At 44.4% G+C, this 18,747-nt stretch carries 14 protein-coding genes and 2 tRNA genes; 13 read left to right on the top strand and 3 right to left on the bottom strand.

Translation table 11 applies throughout. The annotated features are described in order from the left end of the window. Positions 1 to 188 precede the first annotated feature (188 nt). From JMX50_RS05230 to JMX50_RS05205, 6 genes are all read left to right on the top strand, one after another. The gene (locus JMX50_RS05230) at positions 189 to 2,222 is read left to right on the top strand and encodes a UvrD-helicase domain-containing protein (protein WP_201562547.1); all 2,034 of its coding nucleotides are present in this window, start codon (positions 189 to 191) and stop codon (positions 2,220 to 2,222) included. Between the two features lie 100 nt (positions 2,223 to 2,322). Continuing rightward, a complete protein-coding gene (gene mgtE, locus JMX50_RS05225) occupies positions 2,323 to 3,726 on the top strand; it encodes a magnesium transporter (protein WP_201625624.1) in 1,404 nt (467 codons plus the stop codon). Between the two features lie 146 nt (positions 3,727 to 3,872). Further along, a complete protein-coding gene (dut, locus tag JMX50_RS05220; RefSeq protein WP_201628726.1) occupies positions 3,873 to 4,337 on the top strand; it encodes a dUTP diphosphatase in 465 nt (154 codons plus the stop codon). A 108-nt stretch (positions 4,338 to 4,445) separates the two neighbouring features. After that, a complete protein-coding gene (locus tag JMX50_RS05215) occupies positions 4,446 to 6,218 on the top strand; it encodes a phosphomannomutase (protein ID WP_201628725.1) in 1,773 nt (590 codons plus the stop codon). A gap of 121 nt (positions 6,219 to 6,339) precedes the next feature. After that, a complete protein-coding gene (gene argB / locus JMX50_RS05210; protein ID WP_201628724.1) occupies positions 6,340 to 7,251 on the top strand; it encodes an acetylglutamate kinase in 912 nt (303 codons plus the stop codon). A gap of 18 nt (positions 7,252 to 7,269) precedes the next feature. Further along, positions 7,270 to 7,500 (top strand): hypothetical protein, encoded by a 231-nt coding sequence (locus tag JMX50_RS05205; RefSeq protein WP_201628723.1) that lies wholly within the window; start codon positions 7,270 to 7,272, stop codon positions 7,498 to 7,500. A 33-nt stretch (positions 7,501 to 7,533) separates the two neighbouring features. On the opposite strand, the gene JMX50_RS05200 is transcribed toward JMX50_RS05205, so the two are convergent. After that, the gene (locus JMX50_RS05200; protein WP_201628722.1) at positions 7,534 to 7,899 is read right to left on the bottom strand and encodes a Spx/MgsR family RNA polymerase-binding regulatory protein; all 366 of its coding nucleotides are present in this window, start codon (positions 7,897 to 7,899) and stop codon (positions 7,534 to 7,536) included. A gap of 227 nt (positions 7,900 to 8,126) precedes the next feature. Between JMX50_RS05200 and leuS the strand changes: the two genes are divergently transcribed. From leuS to JMX50_RS05165, 7 genes are all read left to right on the top strand, one after another. Next, positions 8,127 to 10,844: a leucine--tRNA ligase gene (gene leuS / locus JMX50_RS05195; RefSeq protein ID WP_413786815.1), complete on the top strand. Its 2,718-nt coding sequence runs from the start codon at positions 8,127 to 8,129 to the stop codon at positions 10,842 to 10,844. 140 nt (positions 10,845 to 10,984) lie between these two features. Beyond that, entirely contained in the window at positions 10,985 to 11,704 is a 720-nt protein-coding gene (gene lptE, locus JMX50_RS05190) for an LPS assembly lipoprotein LptE (protein WP_227670924.1), read from the top strand. 160 nt (positions 11,705 to 11,864) lie between these two features. Beyond that, positions 11,865 to 12,959, top strand: a complete 1,095-nt coding sequence (locus JMX50_RS05185; protein ID WP_201628909.1) for a DNA polymerase III subunit delta — start codon at positions 11,865 to 11,867, stop codon at positions 12,957 to 12,959. A 359-nt stretch (positions 12,960 to 13,318) separates the two neighbouring features. Further along, positions 13,319 to 14,704, top strand: a complete 1,386-nt coding sequence (locus JMX50_RS05180; protein ID WP_201628721.1) for an efflux RND transporter periplasmic adaptor subunit — start codon at positions 13,319 to 13,321, stop codon at positions 14,702 to 14,704. A 104-nt stretch (positions 14,705 to 14,808) separates the two neighbouring features. After that, a complete protein-coding gene (locus tag JMX50_RS05175; protein WP_201628720.1) occupies positions 14,809 to 16,803 on the top strand; it encodes a MacB family efflux pump subunit in 1,995 nt (664 codons plus the stop codon). A 379-nt stretch (positions 16,804 to 17,182) separates the two neighbouring features. Continuing rightward, positions 17,183 to 17,258: transfer RNA gene (locus JMX50_RS05170), tRNA-Lys, on the top strand. Positions 17,259 to 17,419: 161 nt separating this feature from the next. Beyond that, positions 17,420 to 17,495: transfer RNA gene (locus tag JMX50_RS05165), tRNA-Lys, on the top strand. Positions 17,496 to 17,598: 103 nt separating this feature from the next. Here JMX50_RS05165 and JMX50_RS05160 read toward each other — a convergent pair. Further along, positions 17,599 to 18,381 carry an MBL fold metallo-hydrolase gene (locus tag JMX50_RS05160; protein WP_201628719.1) on the bottom strand — a complete coding sequence of 261 codons (783 nt, stop codon included), beginning with the start codon at positions 18,379 to 18,381 and terminating at the stop codon, positions 17,599 to 17,601. 271 nt (positions 18,382 to 18,652) lie between these two features. After that, on the bottom strand, positions 18,653 to 18,747 hold a 95-nt coding region (locus JMX50_RS05155; RefSeq protein WP_201627976.1), incomplete at its 5' end, for an IS3 family transposase.

Here is an 18,747-nt window from a genome sequence, read left to right as displayed (position 1 = left end):
CGGATTGAATAATCTTACTGACGCCATGTTTTGATATCAAGATGAGGCAACAAGCTATAATGCTATGTTGTCATGTTGCGCTAGCAATTTGCTTAATGCGTGCAATACTGATTGAACTTAGCGGCTGTTAATATCGAAGCGCGCCCCCTTTTGCTTACTTTTTTTGCTTTTGTCTTACAGGTCACCTTATGAGTCAACTTAATCCCAAACAACAAGAAGCGATGCTCTACGTATCTGGTCCATTGCTCGTGCTAGCAGGTGCCGGCTCCGGTAAGACATCGGTGATTACCCGTAAAATTGCTTATCTGATTGAAGAATGCAACATGCCGGCCGAGCGCATTACGGCGGTGACCTTTACCAATAAAGCGGCGCGCGAGATGAAAGCTCGGGTCAGTAAATTGCTGCCGAGTGAAAAAACTCGCGGACTGACAGTGTCTACCTTTCACCAGTTCGGGCTACAGTTTTTACGTTATGAGCTGATACATACGCCGCTTAAAGGTAACTTCTCCATCATGGACAGCGACGACAGCAAACGTCTGCTGATGGAGCTGATGATGCGTGACAACTTAAGCGGCGCGGAAAGTCGTGAGTTGGTCGGCAAAGCCATTAAAATGATTTCTGATTGGAAAAACGATCTGATTGAACCGGACAAGGCGATGGAAACTTTGGACGATCCAGAAGATATGATTTTTGCCACCCTTTATGCTTTATATGAGCGTAATCTGCGTGCTTATAATGCCGTTGATTTTGATGATTTGATTGTATTACCGACCAAAATTTTACGTGAAAATAGAGAGCTGCGTGATAAATGGCAAAACCGTATTCGTTACTTGCTCGTCGATGAATATCAAGATACCAATACTGCCCAGTATGAGATGATTAAATATCTGGTCGGACCACAAGGACGCTTTACCGTCGTTGGCGATGACGACCAATCTATCTATGCGTGGCGCGGCGCAAAACCTGAAAACATGGGATTATTGAAAGAAGATTTTCCTAAGCTTAAAATCGTTATGCTCGAACAAAATTATCGCTCGACCACGCGTATCTTGACCTCTGCTAACGCCGTTATTACCAATAACGAGCATTTATTTGAAAAGAAACTCTGGTCAGATAAAGGTCAGGGCGAAAAAATTCGTATTATTAATTGTCGTAATGACGATGATGAATCTGAGCGCGTGGCAAAAGAGATTGTCACTCATAAACTGCGTTTTGGTAATGAATGGGAGCAATACGCCGTTCTTTATCGCAGTAACTTTCAAGCGCGGATGCTAGAAGCACAGTTACGTCAGCTGCAAGTGCCTTATAAATTATCCGGCGGTCAGTCGTTCTTTGCTCGTAGTGAAATTAAAGACATCATGGGCTATTTGCGTTTGATTTTGAACCCTGAAGATGACAGCGCATTTTTACGGATTATCAATACGCCGAAGCGAGGGATGGGACCTGCAACCCTTGAAAAGCTTGGTCTATTTTCACAAGAGCATAGCATCTCGTTATTGGCGTCTTGTACCCATGCCGGGCTTGCTCACGTCTTGCCGTCTAAAGCGTATGGCACCTTAAAAGAGTTTGGCGATTTTATTGGGCACTATACCCGTGAGCTCGATCAGCATCCCGACCCCGTGCCAATCGTCCGTCAAATGATTGATGAAACCGGTTATATCGACTTTGTCCGTAGCGATTCTAAAACGCCGCAACAAGAAAAAAACCGTATCGATAATATCGACATGCTTTATACCAGTATTCAATCGCTGATTAATCGCGCTGAAGAAGACGAAGATCGCACTATTGATACCATCATTCGTAAGCTGGTATTGCTCGATATGCTCGAGCAACAGCAAGAAGAGGAAAATACCAATAAAGTGAACCTCATGACCTTACATGCGGCAAAAGGTTTGGAGTTTGATTTCGTTTATATCATGGGGCTTGAGGAAGAAATGCTACCGCACCGCAACTCTATTCTTAGCGAGACGGTCGAAGAAGAGCGACGCTTGATGTATGTAGGTATTACCCGCGCCCGTCGTGAGCTGACATTGACGCTTGCCACCCAGCGCCGCGCAGGTGGTCAGATGCGCGTGACATCTGAATCACGCTTTTTAGATGAATTGCCAGAAGATCATATCGACTGGCCAGCCAAAGCGAAAAAGAAAAAGGCCAGCAAAGACCCTGAAAAAGTTGCTGATGAATACTTGGCTAACATTCGTGCTTTACTAGGTAATCGTTAAGTTTAAAACTTAAAACTTAAAAGATATCATGCTTACCGCTCTTTACATGAGCGGTAAGCTCAATTTTCATATCAATACCTTTTAAAAACTTGGAACCTTTATGCCCACCTCGACGCCGAATGCTGAACGCCCATCGACACGACAGGGAGACTACAATCCGGCGGAATCTAACGGCGAATATAAACTACTGTATTTGCAAGAGTTGGTCGCAGATAAAGCGTATGAGGCCATTACCGAGTTTTTAGCCAAGCAATCAGAATATGAGATTGCCAGCTTATTAGAATCGTTTCCTAGCCAAAATCGCTTATTGATTTGGGCGCAGGTGCCAGAAGATATCAAAGGTGAAGTGCTTGCAGAGCTGGAGTTTGATACACGCCAGCCGCTGTTAGAAAACGTTTCTTCAAAAGAGATATCGCTGTTTACCCAAGACCTTGATGCGCAAGATATCTCCGAGATTTTAGATACCGTTACCGAAAGTGTGCGCACCTCGGTGATGGCAACTCTAGATGAAGATATTCGCATTCAGGTCAATAAGCTCGATACCTATGCCGACTGGGAAGTTGGTAGTTATATGGATCCTGACCTCATTCAGATTCGGGATGACATCACCCTTGCAGAAGTACAAAACTGGCTGCGAGAAAATGACGATTTACTCGATGACGAGAGCCAAGAGCTATTGGTCGTCGACCAAAGCCAGCAATTACTCGGGCTGCTCAGTTTGGTCGATTTGATTAAACATGACCAACGTACCCTAGTATCGGCATTAATTGATGCGGCCATTACCATCAATGACCGCTTAGATATTCAAGATGCGGCAGCGATTTTCCGTTCAGAAGATATTCGCTTTGCCCCGGTGATTAACAGTCACGGTGAGCTGGTCGGTCAACTAAATGGCGAAGATATCATGGAGATTATCCAAGATGATGTCGACAGCACCATGAAAAATCTTGCCGGTGTCAGCCAAGATGAAGAGCTGTTTGCTCCTATTTTGACCAGTGCCAAAAGCCGTAGTATTTGGCTCGGTATTAATTTATGCACCGCGCTGTTAGCCGCCGCAGTGATTGGTCAGTTTGAAGCCGTACTGGCAAAGGTCGTGGCGCTAGCGATACTGATGCCAGTGGTTGCCAGTATGGGCGGTATTGCAGGCTCACAGACGCTAACGGTGGTCATTCGTGGTATGGCGATGGGTCAAATCGGTGGCTCCAATCGCCTATGGTTATTAAATAAAGAGCTGTGGGTTGGGGCGATAAACGGTATCATATGGGCGATAATCATGGCGTTTATTGCCCAATTGTGGTTTCATGACATTAAAATCAGCGCTGTCATTGGGCTTGCTATCGCGATTAATATGACCGCCGCCAACGTTTCAGGCATTAGTATTCCGCTGATGCTCAAACGTATGAATATCGACCCTGCGCTATCCGCCTCGGTTATCTTAACCACCGTGACCGATATTGTCGGCTTTATGTCGTTTTTGGGCTTGGCGAGCGTGTTGATTCTTTAGTTAATCGCCTATGAAAATCTGAAAACTAAAAGTTAACAATCAGCAGCTATTTATAAAAATAGTTGTTGTTAAGCATTTAAAACCTAACAGTTAAAAATGTGATTCATTCTGTTTACAACACCATTAAATCGTTAAGTGAGTGCGTTATGCAAGCTGTACAAGTTAAAGTATTAAACCCTAAAATTACTGAAGATAAAGCGTTCTCGCTACCGACACGTGCAACCGATGGCAGTGCAGGTATCGACTTGCGTGCCTGCATTGACGAGCCATTGACGATTAAAGCCGGTGCCACGCATTTGATCGGTACTGGTTTAGCTGTTTATATTCAAGACCCTAATTTTGCGGGTATGATTTTACCGCGCTCAGGTCTCGGTCATAAGCATGGTATCGTCTTGGGTAATTTGGTCGGCTTGATTGATGCCGATTATCAAGGTGAGCTGATGGTCAGTATTTGGAATCGCAGCAATGAAGATTTTGTGCTAAATCCTGCCGAGCGTATGGCGCAATATGTGGTTGTACCGGTTGCTCGTCCTGAGTTTGAAGTGGTGGCAGAATTTAGTGATACCAGCACGCGCGGTGCGGGTGGTTTTGGCCACTCTGGTCGTCAGTAGTCCGTACTGATTTACCATTTTAATTGTTGATCATGAAGACAATCTAAAAATCATACTAATTTAGCAATCATAATAACTTAACAATCACGACAATAAGGAGAGTAAGCGATGCCGTCTTTTGCTGCGCAGCAATCCTTATTTCGTGCTTATGATATTCGTGGTTCGCGCCAGCATTTTACCAATGACTTTATTCAAGCATTGGGGCACGCTTTTGCTCATCTTTATCAAGCTCAACCAAATATTGATAGTAAAAAATGTAGCACAAAAAATAGCAAAATTAACAGTGATAACGATCGCCAAAGCGCTAACAAAAAAACCATTATCGTTATTGGTTATGATGTACGCTGTGATAGCAATATCATTGCGCAAACACTTGCTCATATTTTGTCTCAGCAAGGTATACAAGTCATTCAACTGGGCTTAGTTACCACGCCTATGATGATTTTTTGGGCGGAGCAATATCAGGGACATGGCATTATCGTGACTGCCAGCCATTCTGCTAAAGATATTTTAGGGGTTAAATGGCTCGTCAATCATATCTCGCCTAGCAGCGCAGACATTGAGGCGCTATATCATCAGCTGGGTATTGATAATGCGCAAAACCCGTCTTTGGACAGCATTGCTAAGCCCATTTATCATAAACAACAGCAGTTACCTGCTAATCAAGTCGCAAGCGCTTATAGCGACGCCATTACGCAAGTCTTTAAGCAAATTTATCAACATAATAATCAGCTTCTTAACCAAACTGCAGAAGATAGTCAACTACCCTCATCCAAACTTGATTTGGTGGTAGTCATTGATTGTATGCATGGCGCCACCAGCAATATTGCTAAGCCTTTATTCGTCAATTTTTGCCAAAGTGTCATCATGCTGAATGATACGCCAAACGGTGACTTTCCCGCCGGCAATCCGGACCCGACTGAGCCGCAGCGCCTTAAGCAATTACAGCAAAGCGTACTTCTGCATCAAGCAGATATAGGCATCGCCTTTGATGGTGATGGCGATCGGTTAATGGTGGTCGATAATCGGGGCAAAGTTGTTACTCCTGACCATCTGCTTTATCTGTTGGCAACGGTAGCTGTCAATCAGCGCCCTCAGCCTTTAAATGAGTCATTATCAAACGCTCAAGTACTCTTTGATATTAAATGCTGCCATCATTTACCAAAGCTCATTACTGAGCTTGGCGCAACGCCTGTGATTAGTAAAACAGGTAGCAGCCTGATGCGGCAACAAATACAGCAGTCTGGCGGTCAAATTATCTTTGCCGGTGAATTATCTGGGCATTTTATTTTTAATGATAGCTACTTTATTCTTTATGATGATGCCATGTATGCTGCATTAAGACTGCTCCATTGGTTAGCTAAACCACTGCCTGCTAAGCCGAATTGTGCGAGAAACTTAGCCGATATCATTGATAATTTACCCGTTATTGTCAGTACGGCTGACCATTATTTACCGCTACCAGCAACCGCTCTTACCGACTGTTCCATCGTGCAGCAACTGGCAAGATTCTGTCAGTATTTACAGCAATTGGTTCATGCGACATCAGCAGCTTCTATTACCCAACCTAACCCACAAGCAATCATTAGCTGTGCGCCGTTACTTTGTACTTGTTCGGCTAAAAACCAATATATAACTTTAGAGCAGGCGCAAAAATTATTACCCGTGGGCACCAAGCTCAGCTGTATTGATGGGGTACGTTTGGATTTTGCACGCGGGTTTGGCGTATTACGTCAATCAAATACCAGTCAAAACCTGACCGTGCGCTTTGCAGGTGATAGCATCGCCGACCTTATCGATATTCAAACAAGGTTCGCCGCTTTATGCCGCCCATTTAACGAGCATTTAGCCACGCAAATACTGGCTATTGTTGCTGAATAGGTATTATTTAACTAATTTTTTACCATTTATTTTATTAGAGAACGTCTTATTAGAGAACGCCACACAGAAACAGAAACCCTCAATTAATCCACCGCTTAACCCTGTCTTTTAGGAGCTTGTCATGACGCTTAATTTGGATGAAGCCAAAATTACCGCAGAAGTATTAACCACGGCGCTGCCTTATATTCAACGCTTTGTTGATAAGCTCATTGTAGTTAAATACGGCGGCAATGCCATGACCGACCCTGCGCTTGAAAGCTCCTTTGCCCGTGATATCGTCTTGCTAAAAACCGTTGGCATGCATCCCGTGGTCGTACATGGCGGTGGTCCACAAGTGGATAATTTGTTAAAAGAGCTTGGTCGTCAATCTGATCGTATCGACGGCATGCGCGTGACTGACAAAAGCACGATGGATATCGTCGAGATGGTACTCGGCGGAAGCGTTAATAAATCTATCGTTAGCTTAATCAACAAGCACGGTGGACGCGCGATTGGTCTGACGGGTAAAGACGCCAATTTAATCCTAGCTAAAAAGTTAATGATGGAAAAAATAGACGCAGACGGTATTGCCGTGCCAGTCGATTTGGGCTTTGTCGGTGATGTGGTCAGCGTTAATAAAGACGTGATTAATATGCTGATTGCCTCTGATTTCATCCCTGTTATCGCCCCTCTTGGCGTCGATGAAGAAGGCAATACTTATAATATCAATGCCGATTTGGTCGCCGGTAAAGTTGCAGAGTTTTTGCAAGCTGAAAAGCTCATGCTACTGACTAATATCAAAGGGGTATTAGGACGCGACGGTGAAGTCGTCACTGGATTAACGCCAAAGACAGTCGATAGCCTTATTGAAGATGGTACGATTTCAGGCGGTATGATTCCTAAGATTCAATGTGCGCTTGATGCGGTACGTAGCGGCGTAAAAAGTGCCGTTATCGTTGATGGTCGTGTGCCGCATGCGACGCTGTTGGAGATTTTTACCAATAAAGGGGTTGGTACACTTATCAGTCGTGATATTGATGCGACCATGCTTTAGTTTCTTGAGGAGTCAATTATGCCGCTGTGGCTATGGTGTCTACTGTTTGCTTTAGAGAGCCTTTATTGCTGGTGGATTATTGGTTATGGCGGTGCGCGCTGGATAGAGGGATGGAAATCGTTCTTTATGATTGAATGGTTTGCACTTGATTGGACAGCCGAGCAAATCCGTCTTTATGTGCTCATTATTTGGTGCTTCAGTGTGATCTGGTTTATCGTAGGTATTATAAAGCCCGAGCTTAGAATCTAAGCTTGGGCTTTTGCAATTGGCCAAAAACTTCCTTTACGAAAAAGTTGTGTCGAATGCTTCTTCATCATAACCACATAGCAAAAAAAGCTTATCTTTAATTTCACCTTCAACTATCGGACGCTTAATCATACTGGTATTTTCTATCAGCAAATCGATGGCGTTATTGACGTTTTCATCAGCGGCTTGTTTTTGCTCATCAGTCAGCTTACGCCAAGTCGTGCCGCGTTTATTCAATACTTTATCAATGCCTAAACTTTCTACCCAACGCTGTACGCTATTTTTATCAATGCCTTGCTTTTTATAATCGTGAAAGTCATAGCTAACGCCCAGCTCATCAAGTTTAGTAAAAGCTTTTTTCATGGTGCTACAAGATTTGATACCGTAAATAGTGATGGTCATAAAAACTCCAAATCAATGATCATTATTTTGTTTATTATACCTAACTGACATCAGCATTTGGTTTATGACGACGAAAACATTCATAAGCGTATTCACTTTGCAGATTTATCGCCTTTACGGTGAGCAAACACCCCATCATATCGTCGCAATTTTTGCCAAATTACGCTATGCTATGGCATTGTAAAATTTTACCCAATTTATCTGTAATAACCTATTCCGAGCCAACTATGAGCAACGCCGTGACAGCAGAAACTGCTAATACTACCCATACCAATAATACTTCTATCGATAACGCCCAGTATCAGCCGCAACTTATTGAAGCGGCGCAACAAGCCAAATGGGCAACTGACAAGCGTTTTGAAGTAAGTAACGAGCCAAGCGACAAGCCAAGTCGCTATATGCTGTCGATGTTCCCTTACCCAAGCGGTAAGCTGCATATGGGTCACGTGCGTAACTATACTATCTCTGATGTACTGAGCCGTTATTATCGCCTAAAAGGCTATGAAGTCATGCAACCAATGGGTTGGGATGGTTTTGGCCTGCCAGCAGAAAACGCCGCGATTGCCAATCAAACACCGCCTGCCGAATGGACGTTTGCCAATATTGATAGCATGCGCGCGCAGCTTAAATTGCTTGGCTTGTCTATTGATTGGTCACGCGAATTTGCCACTTGTAGCCCTGAGTATTATCAGTGGGAGCAGTGGTTGTTTTTGCAGTTATACAAAAAAGGCTTGGTTTATAAAAAGCTTGCCACCGTCAACTGGGATCCGGTCGACAACACCGTATTAGCCAATGAGCAAGTCATTGATGGTAAAGGTTGGCGTAGTGGCGCGGCAGTCGAAAAGCGCGATATCCCAATGTATTATTTTAACATCACCGATTATGCTGATGAGCTGCTTGATGATTTAGACCAGTTAGAAGGTCATTGGCCGTCTGAAGTGCTAACCATGCAGCGTAACTGGATTGGTCGTAGTGCCGGTATGGAAGTCCATTTCCCTTATGAGCTGGCTGGCGAAACCAATACCTTAGATGTGTTCACTACCCGTCCTGATACTTTGATGGGTGTGACTTATGTCGCAGTCGCGGCCGAGCATCCGTTGGCACAATACGCATCTGAACAAGATGAAGCGATTGCCCAATTCTGTGCCCTTTGTAAAAAAGGTTCAGTTGCTGAAGCTGATTTGGCTAAAGCTGAAAAAATCGGTATGGATACGGGTCTGACGGTGACCCATCCATTGACTGGCGAAGAAGTGCCTGTATGGGTTGCCAACTATGTATTGATGAGCTATGGCTCAGGTGCGGTGATGGCAGTTCCTGCTCATGATGAGCGCGATTACGAGTTTGCGACCAAATATAATTTGCCAATTAAGCAAGTGATTGACATTCCTGCTGGCTTTCTTGATCAAGTAGAAGCTGACGCCAAAGCGAATAATACTGAGAGCAATCGTGCTTATACCGAGCGCAATACTCTAGTCAATTCAGGCGAATTTGACGGCATGGACTTCGAGCAAGCGTTTGAAGCGATGCTTGCTAAGCTTGAGCCACAATCTCTTGCAAAGAAAAAAATCCAATACCGTCTGCGCGATTGGGGTGTCTCGCGCCAGCGCTATTGGGGCTGCCCTATCCCAATGGTCAACTGTGAGCATTGCGGTACCGTACCAGTTGAAGAGCAAGATTTGCCAGTGGTCTTGCCAACTGACGTCGTCCCTGACGGCCGCGGTAATCCACTAAAAAATATCCCAGAATTTGTCAATACCACTTGTCCTAAATGTGGCAATCCTGCTGAGCGTGAAACCGATACCTTTGATACCTTTGTAGAGTCGAGCTGGTACTATGCGCGCTTTGCCAGCCCACACGATACAACCAATATGGTCAATAAGTCTGCCGCCAATAAATGGTTGCCGGTTGACCAATATATCGGCGGTGTCGAGCATGCAGTTATGCATCTACTTTATGCACGCTTCTTCCATAAACTGATGCGCGATGAAAACTTGGTCTCAGGTGATGAGCCATTTGCAAATCTAATGACCCAAGGTATGGTACTTGCCGGCACGTTCTACCGCGTGAATAGCGATGGCAGTACCACTTATTACTTCACCGAAGACATCGATATCGACTATAACGAGCGTGGTCAGCCGATTAAAGCCATTTTAAAATCAGACGGTCAGCCAGTGACGATTGGTAAAATCGAGAAAATGTCAAAGTCAAAAAACAACGGTGTCGATCCACAAATTACCATTGATAAATATGGCGCGGATACCGTGCGCCTTTATACCTTATTTACTGCACCTGCCGACCAAACGCTAGAATGGTCAGACGACGCACTAAAAGGTCCTTATAACTTTGTTAAAAAGGTTTGGCGTATTGCGACCGAGCATATGCTAGCACTTGCCGACGCAAATTTAAATCTTGATACGCTAAATAATGAAGCACTCAATACGGATAACTTAAGCAAAGAAGCAAAAGCCCTACGCCGTAAAACCCATGAAACGATTGGCAAAATTGATAGCGATTTGGGTAAGCGCCTAGCACTTAATACGCCAGTTTCTAGCCTGATGGAGCTTGCTAACGAGCTGAGTAACTTTAAGGCAAACAGTGAGCAAGACCTGCAAGTACAGCATGAAGCACTGATTGATTTATTGATTATCCTATCGGTATACGCGCCGCACATCGGTGAGCATTTGCTTGAGCAGTTAGGAATGGATACCGTTACCCTAAACTATCCAGAAGTCGATGCAAGCGCTCTAGTACAAGACATGATTACGATGGTGGTGCAGGTTAACGGTAAAATGCGCGGTAAAATGGATGTCGCGCCTAATAGCGATCCTGAGCAGCTGAAAGCGCAAGCAAAATCGCTTGAAGGCGTGGCAAAATTCCTTACTGGCGAGATTAAAAAAGAAATCGTCGTACCGAATAAACTGGTTAATATTGTGGTGGCAGGCTAGACCTTTTCAACGTTATGTTTTCAAAAACTGGGTTTTTAGACGTTGCGCTTTTGAATGCGGCGTTCTCAAACCTAGTGTTTTAAACCCAGCATTTTAGACATTGCGTTTTAGGTCTTCTTATCAAAATAAGGATAGCGATTATGTCGTATAAGCACCGAGCTTTGCAGGCACATCAAGCAGAATCAGACGGAAAAAGCAGCATGATTCGTAAATCAGGCACCCAAAAACTGCTAACAGCGCTACTGACAGCTTTGCCAATGTTTGCGGTATTGGGTGCAGGTGCCAGTCTCAGTGGCTGCGGTTTTCAGCTACGCGGCTATGATGCACCCATGCTATTTGATGTTGCTAAAACAGCGGTAATTATCGAAGACAATCGCACCTCATTTCCATTGAAACGCCCCCTAACACGGCGTCTACAATCATTGGGCGTTGAGGTTATTGATAATATGACCTTGGCCGATGTGGCCAGCAATAACCAAAAAGTAGGCGCAGAAACCATTGCTGCAATTACGGTTAATAATGTCCGTTTTAAGCGTTATGAGCTGGTTGGTGTCTTGACAGAAATCCGCTTGGTGATGTCAGCTGATGTCAGCTATCAAAGCGTAGAGAATGGTAAACCTGTGACACTGACCAACCCTATCCAAGTTGAGCGCAGCTATCAATATAATGAGGCATCGGTGAGTACTGATGATCAGCAGGGCGAGCAAATTCGTGACTGGCTTTACGACAGCTTAGCGCGCCGTATTACCGATCAATATGTGGCGATTGCGCTGCCTAAGATTGCTCCTAATAGCGCCAAACCCGCTACGCAAAATGGTAAAGGCTCAGTATCTACTGCTGTTATCGTACCGCAATCTTAAGGTTGCTGTTTTTCATTTTTAAACGTTCATGTTTTAACAATATCATTGTTAAAACATGACCTTACTAAAGCTGGCTATATTTAAACGCTTTGATTTAAATGCTTTTTTAGATAAAGGCAGCTTTACTTCCCTATTCATAACCTTGTGTCCTTCTTCGTCTATGCAAGATACTTTTATACAAGCTTATCCAAAACTACTACAACCTTCCGTTGCAGTAGCAGGCTTGTGGCTGGCACACGGTGATGAGCCTTTACTCAGTCAATGGCTTATCGATGCGCTGCGTCCGCATTGGCGCGCGCAGAATTACGCCATTAAACGTATCGAGCTGGTGTCAGTAAAGAGCTGGCAGGAAGTATTGTCAGAGCTTGGCAGTCAGTCTTTATTCGATGATGCCAGTGCGTTGATTGTCACGGGTAACCATAAACCTGATAAAGCCGTTATTGCCGAGCTAGAACGTTTTGCCGTCGATGCACAGACAGGTGCTCATAGTCATAGCTTGTTATGGCTCACGCCAAAGCAGGATAAACGCGCCCAAAGCAGCAAATGGTTTGCACCATTTGCGCAATATGGTCACGTTATCGACTGCAATTTGTATAACGAGCAACAACGTCAGCAGTTATTGCAGATACAAGCCCAGCAGTTTGGCTTAACACTGTCGCAAGAAGCTTGGCAGCTACTGATGTCACATACCGAGCATCATTTGCTCAGTGCTTATCAAACCTTATGGCGGCTATCGTATTTATTTGCGCCGCAATTGATGGCAAATAGTAGCAGTGATAGTCATAATAGCCATAGTGCAAATCTTGATAATAATTCTAGCCCGCCTATGACAAACGTGGCATTAGATATTAATGACTTGCAAGCGGCATTGGTCAGTGATGCCCAGTTCAGTGTATTTGATTTATCCGATGCGATGCTTGCTGGCAATAGCGCCCAAGTTGCTAAAATTATTTTTCAGCTGAAAGCGACTGATGAGCCAACCACATTGGTTTTATGGGCGATTAGTAAAGACATGCGGCAGATTATGCAGTTAATGGACGGACAAGACCCGCAAGCGCTTGGCATTTGGCGTAGCAAACAAGGCTTATACCAACAAGCCTGCCGCCGCCACTCAAAAGCTCAAACTGCTGCATGGCCTGCTCTGCTTTATAAGTGTGATCAAGCGATTAAAGGCTTAGTGCGCCAGCCAGCATGGGAGTTATTACTGCAAGCAGCGCTTGAACTATCAGGGCGAAGGTTATTTCAAGCACATTAAATGATCAGGCAACCATATACAGATTTCAATAAAAAAGCAGATAGCGGGATAGGAATGAGTTTTTTGCAGCCTCTGTCGGCGTAGGCACAGCAAGCAAAAAAAACATATTCCTGTCCCGCGTCATAATCTAATGTATTTCTTTTATTTATTATTAACTCTACGGCGTAACTTATTAAAAATAAAACATCACGTTTTCTTATTTAGCCCTCTTTATAGGGTTATTTTTTTGTCTGTAATTTGTCGCATTATTACTACCACTATTTCTCCTCTTAACGTTTCGCAAACTAATTGCCATTCCCTTTTGTCCAGCAAGCCTCTACTATAGCTACACTTGATTTAACTGTGATTGGATTGTTGTCATGCGCAAAATGAGCAAAAAGTCTGCTATTAAATGGGGCATTATTGCCCTCGTCATCATAGCTTTAGGGGCTTTGGCCTATAAAACCTTTAAACCAAAAGAAACCACACCTAACTATCTAACAGCGACCGCTGAGATTGGCGATATCGAAAATAACGTCATGGCCTCCGGTAAAGTTAAGGCGTTAAATACCGTAGATGTGGGTGCGCAGGTCTCGGGTGAAGTGACGCGGCTGTTTGTTGAAGTCGGTGATGAAGTGCAAAAAGGCGATTTAATTGCGCAGATTGATCAGGTTACCCAAAAGAATAATTTAAGCAATGAACAAGCGAGCCTTGAGCAAAGTGAAGCGGCATTACAAAGTGCCCGTGCCGAGTCGTTGAGTCGGCAAGCGAGCCTAAAAAGTGCGCAAGCAGATCTTGCCAGCCGTCAAGCTGAGCTGAGACAAGCACAAGCAGACTTCTCGCGCCTACAAGGCTTACTGGCTATCGATGCGATATCGCAGCAGGATTATGATACGCAAGCGACAAAGGTTACCACCGCTCAGGCATCGGTCGCTAATGCGCGCGCTGCTATCGAGACAGCAAAAGCCGCAATAGCGACCACCGAGGCGAATATCAATAGCCAACAGGCGGCATTACGTAAGTCTCAAACCAACGTCAGCACCGCGCAGGAGGATTTAAGCTATACCACCATTCGCGCGCCGATGTCAGGGACGGTAGTATCGGTAACCACTGAGCAAGGGACAACGGTCAACGCCAATCAAACTGCACCGACCATTGTTACCTTAGCCGATTTATCGACCGTGCGTATCAATGCGCAAATCTCTGAAGCCGACGTCATTAACGTCAAAGCAGGCTTGCCCGTCTATTTTAATATCATTGGTAATCCCGACCAAAAGTATGATGCGACCCTTAAAGCCATTGAACCGGCTCCTGAGAAAATCAGCGATACCAGCTCAACCGATGCCGCCATCTACTATGTCGGTTATATCGAAGTGCCCAATACCGAGCGCCGCTTTCGCATCGATATGACCGCGCAAGTGTATATCGTTATTAATCAAGCAAAAGACGCGCTACTTATCCCCTCTGCTGCCCTGCAGCCTGCCGGTAAATCTAAAAAATCCAGCAAGGATAAAAAAGAGTCACTCACTGCTAATAATACTGCCAACAAGAATGCTAACAATGACTCGGCTGCAACCATGGCCATGGTGCGTGTACTTAAAGCCGATGGCGAAGTGGTCGAGCAAACCGTTAAAGTCGGTATCAATAACCGCGTCAATGCTGAAATCTTAAGCGGTCTTAATAAAGGCGATGAGGTTATATTAAGCGAAGAAGGACCGGATAGCGGCAAAGGCAGTAAAGGTGGCAGAGGCGGTCGACCGTTTTAATATTTAAAAGGTGCTAGAAAACCGCTGTAAATAAAATCGTCGCTAGCAAAACATCAGCTTTGGCTTTGATAATGACTTGAGATTTGAGATAAGCAGGATAGCAAATGAGCAACCAAGACCTAACTTCTAATGTAACTGATACGCCGTTGATGGAAGTCAAAGGACTGATTAGAGAGTTCAAAGCTGGCGAGCAGACCATTCGCGTCTTGCACGATATCAATTTGACCATCAATCAAGGCGAAATGGTCGCTATCATCGGACAATCAGGCTCAGGCAAATCAACCTTGATGAATATCTTGGGCTGCTTAGATCAAGCAACTGCGGGCGATTATAAAATATTTGGTCAATCGGTCAGCCGCCTAGATGCAGATGAGCTGGCAAAACTGCGCCGTGAGCACTTTGGTTTTATTTTTCAGCGCTATCATTTATTGGGCGATATCAATGCCCGCGACAACGTATCTGTACCGGCTGTTTACGCAGGGATGGATGGGCAAGCGCGCAGTGAGCGTGCCGAAAAGCTATTGTCAGATTTAGGGTTGGCGGACAAGGTCAATAATCGCCCAAGCCAGTTATCAGGCGGTCAGCAGCAGCGTGTCTCTATCGCAAGGGCGCTAATGAATGGCGGTGATATCATCTTAGCCGATGAGCCAACAGGCGCGCTAGATAGCAAATCCGGCGAAGATGTCGTACAAATCCTCAAAGATTTAAACGCGCAAGGTCATACCATTATTATGGTCACCCACGACCCTAGCCTTGCTGCCCAAGCTGAGCGCGTCATTGAAATCAAAGACGGTTATATCATCGCTGATTATAAAAACGAAGATTATCAGCAAGCAGAAGCCCAGCCAGCGGCGATGATAGATAAGCACCGTAAAAGCGCCTTTAGCAGCTTTATCGACCGCTTATTTGAAGCCTTTAAAATGTCCTTACTTGCCATGCGCGCCCATAAAATGCGCACTTTATTGACGATGTTAGGGATTATCATTGGTATTGCCTCGGTGGTATCAGTAGTTGGCCTTGGCAAAGGCTCTCAAGCGCAGATATTATCCAATATCAGCTCCTTAGGTACTAATACCATTACTGTTACCGACGGCTATCCCTACGGCGACCCTAGGCGGCAGTACAACGATGACAATCTAACCCCACAAGACGCCCAAGCGGTCGCTGACCAGCCTTATGTGGTCAGTGTCAGCCCGCAGCTCAATAGCAATATGAACGTGCGCTATCGTAATATCCAAGAAGCCGCTAGCATCAGCGGCGTCGGTAAAGATTATCTTGATGTCAGCGGTGAAAAGCTGGCACTAGGTCAAGGCTTCGATGAACAAAGCATCTTGCGCCGTACCCAAGATATCATTATCGATGATAATGCCAATAAAACCTTTTTTCCTGACAATGCCAATCCGATTGGCGAAGTCTTACTAATAGGTAGCGTCCCTGGGCGTGTGATTGGGGTTTTAGAGCCAAACGATGGGGGCTTTCGTCGCAGCGTTGATTCGCCCACGTTATATATGCCCTATACCACCATGATGTCGCGGCTGATAGGTAGTGCCTATATTGAGAGCTTTGTCGCGCTGATTGACAATAACATCTCCTCTGCTGCCGCTGAGTCTGCCATCGCTGAGCTAATGACTGGCCGTCATGGCACCGATGATTTTCGCATCCGTAACTCCGACTCTATCCGTCAAACCATTGAATCTACCACAGCTGCTATGACGTTATTAATATCTTCTATCGCTATTATCTCGTTAATTGTCGGCGGGATTGGCGTAATGAATATCATGCTGGTATCAGTGACCGAGCGCACCAATGAGATTGGCGTACGTATGGCCGTCGGTGCCCGTCAAAGCGATATCATGCAGCAGTTTCTGATTGAAGCCGTTTTAGTCTGTATTTTAGGGGGCTTATTGGGTATTGGACTGGCATTTGCTATCGGTGAGCTGATTAACCGTGTCGGCGGCGATAGCTTTAAAGTTATTTACTCATCGACGTCCATTATTGCCGCCTTTGTTTGCTCAACGCTTATTGGGGTTGTGTTTGGATTTTTGCCGGCACGCAATGCCGCCAAGTTAGATCCAGTAGAAGCATTGTCTAGAGATTAGAATAGTTTTACGACTAACGCTAAAGGTAAACGTCAAAAAACAAAGTTGAAAACGCCCTATTAATAGGTTTTTAAAGTCTCTAAAAGCCAATTAATCCTTAAATTTAAAAAAATATGATTAATTTGCACGGATTTGCACTTTTTTTAACATTCGGGGTTGTAATTGTCATAATTATATATATAATGTGCTCTCACGTTTAGAGATACAAATAATCTAAACGGGTAAACAAGCTTATTGTCTCTTTTGATATTGATTCATGAATAGATAAAGAAATGAAGCTTTAGGACATTGCTTTTGATGTCTGGTTTTAATAAATTTCCCTTTAAGGAGATTTATCTTGCGAAGCCAAAATTGTCATGCAATTTTTTAACGCTTCTCAGGGCCGATAGCTCAGTTGGTAGAGCAGTTGACTTTTAATCAATTGGTCCCGCGTTCGAGTCGCGGTCGGCCCACCATCTTAAGTATTACCCTTATCATGTATGCTACCCTATCCGGTAGTAGCGTAATAAGTTTAAACGTTTTAAGAAGCTTTCTTTTAGAATGCTTTACAGAATTTACGAAAATGTAAATTCTCTTGCAGAGTTAAAAAAGCAGTGCTTTTTTTATACACTCTTCAGGGCCGATAGCTCAGTTGGTAGAGCAGTTGACTTTTAATCAATTGGTCCCGCGTTCGAGTCGCGGTCGGCCCACCATATTTAGAAAGGCCCAGTCATTTAATGATTGGGCTTTTTTTTATGCTTTTTTTGGCTAAATGTTTTATTAAAGCTGTAGTTTATAGCGTAAACGTTTTAGCTTTTAACGTTTACGCTTACGAAGGCTAAAACCGTCATTTTGTCGCCAAAGCAATTTATGCTTAATGGTATCTTTAATGGTCCGCCGATGCTTAGGCGCTTGGGCAATCAGCTTGTCAAAAGTAGCGGCATCAATATCCAGCTCACAACCATGCGCCATCATGACATTTGACGGTTTTAAATCTTTTACCTTTTGTAGCGACTGAATATAAACTTTAGGATCATAAATAGGGAATGGCGCGACAAATTTATGGCGCAGCTTGATGATTAAATCAGCGGTATATACCTGACGGCTTGGCAGATGAAACAAAGATAAATCACGATCCGTATGCCCGGGCGTCTCAAGTACTTGCCAATCGTCAAACTGGGGTATCGTATCACCATCGCCAACCGTCAAATCAGGTTGCAAGTGCGCAGGATACCACAGCCTTTTAAAAGTACGTCCTTGACGCTTGGCCACATAGTGAGCCAGACCCAAATCGATCAAATGCATAACATGCCCGCCAACACCGCTGTACCACTGGGTCTCTTTCGCAGCAGAGACGATCAAGCAGCCAGTTGCCGTACGCAGTTTGTGCGCGCCGCCCGCATGATCTGGATGCATATGGGTGACGACCACTACTTTTAAATCGCTGATTGGGCGCTTAAGAGTATTTTTAATATAACCCAGCACCAGCGCCACATCAGGACGACAGCCGCCGTCTAATAGCATCAATTTATCTGGATAAACCGCGAGATAGCTACTTTGAATATACCCATCCAAGCGTACGATATGACATAAACTCATTTATCTTCCTTGACCGCTTTCCTGTCCTTCCACTAGCAAACCAGTGACGTATTAACGATATGTTTTATTCACTTTATTGCTAATAAAATGAAAATTCGTCCTTTAGTATAACGCCCATCCCTTTAAAATAAATGACTTTGAGTGAACGCTTGTGACTATAGATAAGTAGTTTATATGGCTTTTATTGGGCATTTAAAGCGCGGAGATAATAAAAAAACCCAGCAGCTAATTATAACTAGTGAACTGACCCCCAAATGTTGGACGGTTTAGTTTACCCCAAGGACTGAGTTCTGTATTGCACAGGACTCAGTCCTTTTAATTTAAGTTGAATACGCTCATGATTATAATAATGCATATAGTCATGAA

It is taken from the genome of Psychrobacter maritimus (genome assembly GCF_904846345.1).
GTDB lineage: Bacteria > Pseudomonadota > Gammaproteobacteria > Pseudomonadales > Moraxellaceae > Psychrobacter > Psychrobacter maritimus.
Note: the sequence above shows the minus strand (reverse complement) of the source record. Positions and strands in the feature narration are given on the sequence as shown.

What these genes read in the sequence shown, in the direction of transcription:
- JMX50_RS05230 (WP_201562547.1), top strand. Translation starts at nt 189, where the DNA reads ATGAGTCAACTTAATCCCAAACAACAAGAAGCGATGCTCTACGTATCT.
- mgtE (WP_201625624.1), top strand. Translation starts at nt 2,323, where the DNA reads ATGCCCACCTCGACGCCGAATGCTGAACGCCCATCGACACGACAGGGA.
- dut (WP_201628726.1), top strand. Translation starts at nt 3,873, where the DNA reads ATGCAAGCTGTACAAGTTAAAGTATTAAACCCTAAAATTACTGAAGAT.
- JMX50_RS05215 (WP_201628725.1), top strand. Translation starts at nt 4,446, where the DNA reads ATGCCGTCTTTTGCTGCGCAGCAATCCTTATTTCGTGCTTATGATATT.
- argB (WP_201628724.1), top strand. Translation starts at nt 6,340, where the DNA reads ATGACGCTTAATTTGGATGAAGCCAAAATTACCGCAGAAGTATTAACC.
- JMX50_RS05205 (WP_201628723.1), top strand. Translation starts at nt 7,270, where the DNA reads ATGCCGCTGTGGCTATGGTGTCTACTGTTTGCTTTAGAGAGCCTTTAT.
- JMX50_RS05200 (WP_201628722.1), bottom strand. Translation starts at nt 7,899, where the DNA reads ATGACCATCACTATTTACGGTATCAAATCTTGTAGCACCATGAAAAAA.
- leuS (WP_413786815.1), top strand. Translation starts at nt 8,127, where the DNA reads ATGAGCAACGCCGTGACAGCAGAAACTGCTAATACTACCCATACCAAT.
- lptE (WP_227670924.1), top strand. Translation starts at nt 10,985, where the DNA reads ATGTCGTATAAGCACCGAGCTTTGCAGGCACATCAAGCAGAATCAGAC.
- JMX50_RS05185 (WP_201628909.1), top strand. Translation starts at nt 11,865, where the DNA reads ATGCAAGATACTTTTATACAAGCTTATCCAAAACTACTACAACCTTCC.
- JMX50_RS05180 (WP_201628721.1), top strand. Translation starts at nt 13,319, where the DNA reads ATGCGCAAAATGAGCAAAAAGTCTGCTATTAAATGGGGCATTATTGCC.
- JMX50_RS05175 (WP_201628720.1), top strand. Translation starts at nt 14,809, where the DNA reads ATGAGCAACCAAGACCTAACTTCTAATGTAACTGATACGCCGTTGATG.
- JMX50_RS05160 (WP_201628719.1), bottom strand. Translation starts at nt 18,381, where the DNA reads ATGAGTTTATGTCATATCGTACGCTTGGATGGGTATATTCAAAGTAGC.